Below are 6,554 nucleotides of genomic sequence, written 5' to 3'. Positions count from 1 at the left end.
GCATCGTAGTCAAGACGAAGGGGAAGCGGCTGACCCATGGCAAGGCTCCGTTGCTCCGCACCTTGAATCAGATCCGGGCCGCGTCGGGGAAGCCCCCTCGTGAGTCAGCCTCACCGAGACTTGGTATAAGCCCGCGCCCAGTTTGGAAGCACCTGGATCTCGCATCGAACGCCTGCCGGGCGAAGTTCGGCGGCTCAACGATTGGCATGGCCGCTGCAAAGCCGACCCTGCTCTGCGGCCGTCCACCTTCGCCGTCGGCGTGACCTGAGGAGTGCCTGGGGAATTTTGGCGCCGGCCTCAGAGGCATGCCGATTACTATTCCTCACCTTCCTGCTTTCGCCGGCGGCGCTCGAGCGTGGTGGTGCTGAGTGGACGTGGCGACGGAGGTGAATCTCCCGCCGGCCAGCCCTCGCGCTGCCGGGTTCGGTCACCATCGAACTCCTCGGTCTGGTCATGGAACAGGACCATCCTGGTCGGATAGGCGATGTCCATCTGGGTCTCCCGCAGCGCAGACCGGATCGCTGCAATGGCTCGCCCTTTCGCCGCGACCACATGGTTGCGTCGGGAGTCCGTCCACCACCTCACACGAATCACCATCCCGGATTCCGCGAACTCCCAGGCCCGCGCGTCGGGCGGGGGATCCCTGTGAATACCCTCGATGGAGGACAGGGCGCGCAGCACGGCTTCACAGGCGATCGCGGGATCGTCGCCATAGCCGATGGTCACGTCACATTGGCTGCGCCGTGTCGGGAAGTGAGTCCGCACGGTGATGCTGCGCGTGTAGAGGTTGCTGTTCGGGACGACGATGCGCTGGCCGTCATAGGTCTTGATCAACGTTGCGCGGGCCTCGACGTGCTCGACGGTACCCTCATACTCGCCGGTCACGATCTGGTCGCCGACGCGGAAGGGCTGCGAGTAAAGGATCATGAGGCCCGAGAACCAGTTCTGCAGGATGTCGCGGAAGGCTAGGCCAACGGCCAACGAGCCAACACCGAGCGTGGTGAGGAGATCGGCTGGGCGCACCGAGGGGAAGACGATCGTCGCGAAGACCAGCAGGCCACAGGCGATCAGGGACCAGCGCGCGGTGCCGCCCAGCAGCATGCCCAGATCCGCGCGCTTCCTTCGGGCGAAGGCATAGGCCACCGCCCTGGCCGCGATCCGGCCCCCGATCCAGAAGCCAAGCAGGACCAGCAATCCGATGCCGATATTTGGCAGGTACCAGAAGAAGCCCTCGATCATGGTCTGGATCTTGGAGGACGTGATCTGCTCTGGCTCTTCCATCAGCGCCGCCTTTGGATGACGAACAGGAACGCGTCATCCGCCGCGTGGTTAGCCGAAGAGTCCAGAGGTGTGTCGCCAAACTCCGCTTCGGAGAGGCGTGAAGCCGGCGCTGCGCGGGATCTGGCGGAGACAGGCAGCTGAACTTGGCGTCAAGCGTCCAGTGAGCCAAGCCAGCCGTCGACCCTGTCGATGGCGATGCCAAGCATCAGCTACCGAAGATGAGCCAGGACGCTACATGAGCGCTCTCCGCCGCTTCACGTACTAGGGCCAAGGCTTTCGCTTCCGCCAATCGCATCGCCCGTCTTTGCCTCCGAAGCCACGTCGGCCACAGCTATCTATGCGCCACCTGCACACGGACAGCGTGGCGATTGCGATCTCTGGGGTCAGGCGAGGATCCTTAGGAAACAGACAACGAAGCGACGCCTGCTGCTGCTGACTCCAAGGTCCCCTTTGTCTTCGCCAAGGCACGCCCGAGCGCGCAGCCCAGATCATCCAAGCGGTAAGGCTTTAGGAGCGCCTCTACACCTTCCACTGAGCCGCTGCGAGCGAGCCGTTCGCTGTAGCCCGTGGCAAGCACCACAGCGACGTGAGGAAAGGAAGAGCGCAGCACTGTTGCTAGCTCGACGCCATCCATGCCGCCTGGCATCACCACATCAGAGAAGACCGCGTCTACCACCGCTCCCTCTCTCAGCAGCATCAGCGCTTCTGCTGCGCTGCCGGCGCGTCGCGTTTCGTAACCCAACTCCTCAAGCAAGCTGCAGGCGAAGGCAGCAACGTCCGGGGTGTCGTCGACGACCAGCACAGAACGACCGATGCCTTGGAGGACGCTGGGCTCCTCCCTGAGGGCGTTGAGGTCAGCGGTCTCCACCTCCGCCAAGTCTGCAGCGGCGCGCGGCAGGTAGAAAAACACCACCGTGCCGCATCCTGGCTTGCTCTCGATGTGGAGGTCGCCCCCCGACTGCTTCGCGAAACCATGCGCCTGCGGCAAGCCCAGGCCAGTGCCCCGGCCCGGCTTCTTGGTGGTGAAAAACGGCTCCAAGACGCGAGAGAGGATGTGTGGCGGGATGCCTTCGCCGGTGTCCTTGACGGCGATGCACACGTACTCCCCGCCCGTGCGCTGCGCGGTCGCCCCCTGTGCGACGTTGCGCGCCTGAAGAGTTAGCGTGCCACCATGGGGCATGCTGTCGCGGGCATTCACTGGCAGGTTCAGGATGGCGACCTCAAGCTGGCTGGGATCGGCGCATACAGGCCACAACTCGGCGCTAAAGTCGGCCTCCACCTGAATGGTAGCACCGAGCGTCTTGCGCAGGATTTCCAACATGCCTGTGAGGCGCGCACCGACGTCAAACACCTCGGCACGCAGTGTCTGTTGCCGGGCGTAGGCGAGCAGGCGGCTGGTCAGTTCGCGCGCGCTTGAGGCTGCCTGCCTCATGCCTTCCAAAATCTCCGCTTTTTTCGCGTCAGGCAGGGACGGGCGCCCGAGCAGCTCGACCCCGCTGGACACAATTTGCATGAGGTTGCCAAAGTCATGCGCAACGCCCCCGGTCAGCTGGCCGAGGGCGGCCAGCTTCTCGGCTTGGCGCGCCGCCTCCTCGGCACGGCGCCTTTCCTCGGCCTCATTCAGGAGAGCCGCGGTGCGCGCTTCCACCAGACGCTCCAGGTCGGCGCGCTCCTGTTCCAGAGCTGCCTCGGCGGCGCGCCGTGCGGTGACGTCGTGTGCGACGGCAACTACGGAGAGAACTTGGCCCTCAGCGTCCCGCACGGGTGCGACGCTGTTATTCACCCAGACCTCGGTCCCGTCGGGACGGAGGTAGCGCTTCTCGATGGAAAAGGGGACGCCCTCACGGACGATCCGCGCGAAGGCAGGCAGATTGTTCGCCAAGTCGTCAGGGTGGGTGATATCCTGCATACGCAAACGGCGATCGAGCAGTTCCTCACGCGATCGGCAGACGATCTCGCAATAGCGGTCGTTTGCCATGAGGAAGTACCCATGCCTGTCACTTTGGGCGATCCCGGTGCCAGCCTGCTCGACCACGGCACGAAACCGCGCCTCGCTCTCCGCTAGTGCGTCTCGCGCCTCCCGCGTGGCGATCAAGGCGAGGCGACGGTCGAAGGACGCAGCTATCAGGGCGAGCAGCAGGGCCAGGAAGGTGATTGCCGCCACCCCGATCGCAAGGCCCGCCGTGCTGGCGTGAGTCTCGGCCGTGGCAAGGCCAGCGTGTGGCGCCCAGGTCACCGCCGCCATGCCGGTGTAGTGCATGCCCGAGATGGCCAGCCCCATGATGGCTGCGGCTCCAAGCCGTCTTCCAGGCGCAGCGTCGCGGCGCGCGAGCCACAACGCCGCGGTCGCCGTGAAGACCGCCATCAGGACCGAGGCAGCAACAAGTGATCCATCGAGGCGAAGCTCCGCTGGTGCCAACATCGCCGCGATGCCGGTGTAATGCATGCCCGCGACGCCGCACCCCATCAGCACACCGCCGAGGACAAGGTTCGGCAGACTGCCACGGCGTTTCCTCACCACCGCGAAGCCAAGTCCGGTGACCAAGACTGCGATGGCCAAGGAGAGCGCTGTGAAGCCAGGGTCGTGCGCCACGGGGATTGGCAGCTGAAAGGCCAGCATTCCAACGAAATGCATGGACCAGATGCCCCCGCCGAGAGTCAGGGCGGCAGCGGTGACCCAGGCACTACTCGTCCAGCGATCCGCTGTCGCTCGTGCCCGTCCAGCCAAGTCCAGCGCCGCGAAGGAGGCGGCGATCGCAACGGCGACAGACAGGGTGACCAGGAGCGGGTCGTGGCTCCCAGACAGCAGATGACCGTTCAAGGAATGTCGTCCTTCTGGAGAGCGGCGATGTCCTGTCAGGTCGGCCCTTGTGATGGGCCGCTCATTCTCGAACGGAAAGGATGTTATATAAGCGGAACGTTCGATGTGTTCAATTTAGGGTTGTCGTGACCAAGCACCCCGCGAGGGTTACCGCGTCAGAGTGCCGTTGCGTAAGGGCAATCAGCGCCTTCTAAGCAATGAACCGGAGTGCCACACACGGAACCCTCATTGTAGGGGTAACTCAACTCAAGGTTGTAAAAACTAAGCGCGCCAGCAGCCGCTGCTCTGCTCGCTCAGTGGTTTCCCTCATGCAACCGTGTGATCAGCGATGGGTGTTGGATCATGGTTTTGGCACGGGAGTATCTGGCGACTGTGGAGCTTCTGCAGGACGCGGCCACCGAGCGGCAGTGCGCACTGCAGAAGTTCGGTGAGGGTTCAGCCGAGTACCAGCATGCGGCGCTGCGAATGGTTGGTCTCGTAAGTCGGTTGAAGGCGTCTCGACGCGCCTGCTTCGACCGAGAAGGGTGCGGCGACGGCGAGTCCCGTCCAGCGGCGCCACGAAGAGAAGCCGCCTAATTTTCCGCCGGTCTTCCTAAGCCACCCGGCACGCCCTCGTCGCCTCGGCTGCTCATGGGCGCAATGGCAACCCGAGCCGCAGCTCCGGGATCGCACGCCCAGCACGCAGCTCCCTCGCACTTCCGTCAGCAGGGCCTTCGTCCAGCGCACTACCTCGCAATCATGGAGACTAACAAAGCTGGCAGCCAACGCTCGCGCCCAATGAGGCCGCCCCGCGGATTCATCGAAACCGGGTAGAGCGGCTCAGGGCCCGCCTCAAGGAGTGGCGCGCAAGTAGGCGAGGACCGTCCCGATACCGTGCAGATGGTTCGGTGAAGCGTGCACTTGCGGGCACCTTCTGCCGCGAATGGCCGTTGTTGCCTGCAGGAGGCGTGAATGCTGCCGCATGAGGGCTCCTTTGCTATGGCCGAGCTACATGTCCGGGAAGCTAAAGGGCGCGTGGCGCGTCAGCGTGCGAGGGTCGAAGCGCTGGAAAGCTACGGCAGTCCGGAGGATGTGGATCTCGTTAAGCGAACGCTCGAGACGATGCAGACCTGTCTGAACATTGCGCACAAGCAGCCCCAGAGCGAGCTGTCGGCCTCGACCCTGGGCCGACGAAGTCTCCGCTGCTGATGCGGGCGGAAGGAGTGGACGTGCCGTGCTCCGGCGAAATGATCCCTCCGCAGCGCGTGAGGCGCTTCCGCCTGGAAGCGCCTCATCCAAGCCTCATGCGGCCATCTTACGACGGCACGCCAAGCCCAGGCCGAGCAGCCCAGCACCGAGGAGCGCGAGGCTCGCCGGTTCGGAAACGGGGATGGTGAGGGCCTGGCCGCGGCTGAGCAACTGCCCACCCGGATCCAGCGAGAAGTCGAACCCGAGCGTCAGAGAGTAGGGAGATGTCAGGCTGGTTGCAGCCTGATCGTTCAGGGAGAAGCTGTACGGGGCGTTGTTCGGTGCGGTGAAAGTGCCGGAGCGAAGGAGAGTGCCCGGCCGGTCAGTGGGCGTCTGGCCACCCTGCGAGTTCGCATCGTCAGCCCAGTAGGTCAGCCTGATCGACTCCCCAGCGTTGCTTTGCATCAATCCGGAGCCAGAGAGGAAAGCCAGGGGGCCGCCATGCAGATAGTCGGTCGCACCCACCGAGACGTTGATGGTCTTTCTGCTGCCGGTGGTGTTGATCACCTGCAGCGAACTGCTGCTGAGGCCATCGGTGCCCGAGCCCGGGTTCCCAGGGATCCCTGTCGCGGTGCTGAGCGACCCGAAGACATTGACGCCGTTGATGGTCTGGGGGCTGGAGGTGGTCCCGATCCCAAGAACCCCGACCGCCGAGTTGGTGTCGCAGAGGGCTTGGTCGGCGCAGCTGAAGATTGTGCCACCAACACTCGCCGTCAGGATCAGCTCAGCCTGGGCGCCAGAGGTCGCTAGCGTGGTACCTGCTAGCGCCACTGTCGCCAGAAGAAACTTCCGCATCTTTTGCCCTCCTACCATGTAACCCCACGACTTCATGCGCGCGCGGAAGAAGCGGAGCGTGCTGCGCTCCGGCGGGGTGATCCCACCGGAGCGCGTGAGGCGCTTCCGCCTGGAAGCGCCTCGTCAGTGCCTCATGCGGTCGTCCTGCGACGGCGCACCAGGCCCAGGCCGAGCAGCCCAGCGCCGAGGAGCGCGAGGCTCGCCGGCTCAGGAACGGGAACCGTGAGGGCCTGGCCGCGGCTGAGCAGCTGGCCGCCCGGATCCAGCGTGAAATCGAACCCAAGCGTCATGGAGTAGGGAGAAGTCAGGCTGGTCGCAGCCGACTGGTTCAAAGAGAAGCTGAACGGGGCGCCTGTCGGCGCACTGAAAGTGTCGGTGAAGAGCAGGGTGCCCGGCCGGTCATTGGGCGTCTGGCCACCCTGGTTGTTCG

The 6,554-nt window shown here is 64.6% G+C and carries 5 protein-coding genes; 1 reads left to right on the top strand and 4 read right to left on the bottom strand.

Features of this window, described 5'->3' with window-relative positions:
* Window positions 1-315 precede the first annotated feature (315 nt).
* Window positions 316-1,281 carry a mechanosensitive ion channel family protein gene (locus JTJ31_RS24185; RefSeq protein WP_207541305.1) on the bottom strand — a complete coding sequence of 322 codons (966 nt, stop codon included), beginning with the start codon at window positions 1,279-1,281 and terminating at the stop codon, window positions 316-318.
* A gap of 397 nt (window positions 1,282-1,678) precedes the next feature.
* Window positions 1,679-4,102: an MHYT domain-containing protein gene (locus JTJ31_RS24180; RefSeq protein WP_207541304.1), complete on the bottom strand. Its 2,424-nt coding sequence runs from the start codon at window positions 4,100-4,102 to the stop codon at window positions 1,679-1,681.
* Window positions 4,103-5,053: 951 nt separating this feature from the next.
* Here JTJ31_RS24180 and JTJ31_RS24175 point away from each other — a divergent pair.
* Complete coding sequence (locus JTJ31_RS24175) at window positions 5,054-5,290, top strand: hypothetical protein (RefSeq protein WP_207541303.1); 237 nt, start codon at window positions 5,054-5,056, stop codon at window positions 5,288-5,290.
* A gap of 93 nt (window positions 5,291-5,383) precedes the next feature.
* Here the strand turns inward: JTJ31_RS24175 and JTJ31_RS24170 are convergent, their stop codons facing one another.
* Both JTJ31_RS24170 and JTJ31_RS24900 read right to left on the bottom strand, forming a co-directional pair.
* The gene (locus JTJ31_RS24170; protein ID WP_207541302.1) at window positions 5,384-6,124 is read right to left on the bottom strand and encodes a PEP-CTERM sorting domain-containing protein; all 741 of its coding nucleotides are present in this window, start codon (window positions 6,122-6,124) and stop codon (window positions 5,384-5,386) included.
* A 131-nt stretch (window positions 6,125-6,255) separates the two neighbouring features.
* The coding region (locus JTJ31_RS24900) for a PEP-CTERM sorting domain-containing protein (protein WP_236020597.1) at window positions 6,256-6,554 on the bottom strand (299 nt) is incomplete at its 5' end.

Origin of the sequence: Sabulicella rubraurantiaca (genome assembly GCF_017355885.1) — a bacterium.
Lineage (GTDB): Bacteria > Pseudomonadota > Alphaproteobacteria > Acetobacterales > Acetobacteraceae > Roseococcus > Roseococcus rubraurantiacus.
This window is presented reverse-complemented; position numbering and strand designations above follow the sequence as displayed.

Excerpts from the sequence above, each read along its gene's own strand:
- JTJ31_RS24170 (WP_207541302.1), bottom strand. The coding sequence starts at position 6,124 with ATGCGGAAGTTTCTTCTGGCGACAGTGGCGCTAGCAGGTACCACGCTA.
- JTJ31_RS24185 (WP_207541305.1), bottom strand. The coding sequence starts at position 1,281 with ATGGAAGAGCCAGAGCAGATCACGTCCTCCAAGATCCAGACCATGATC.
- JTJ31_RS24175 (WP_207541303.1), top strand. The coding sequence starts at position 5,054 with ATGCTGCCGCATGAGGGCTCCTTTGCTATGGCCGAGCTACATGTCCGG.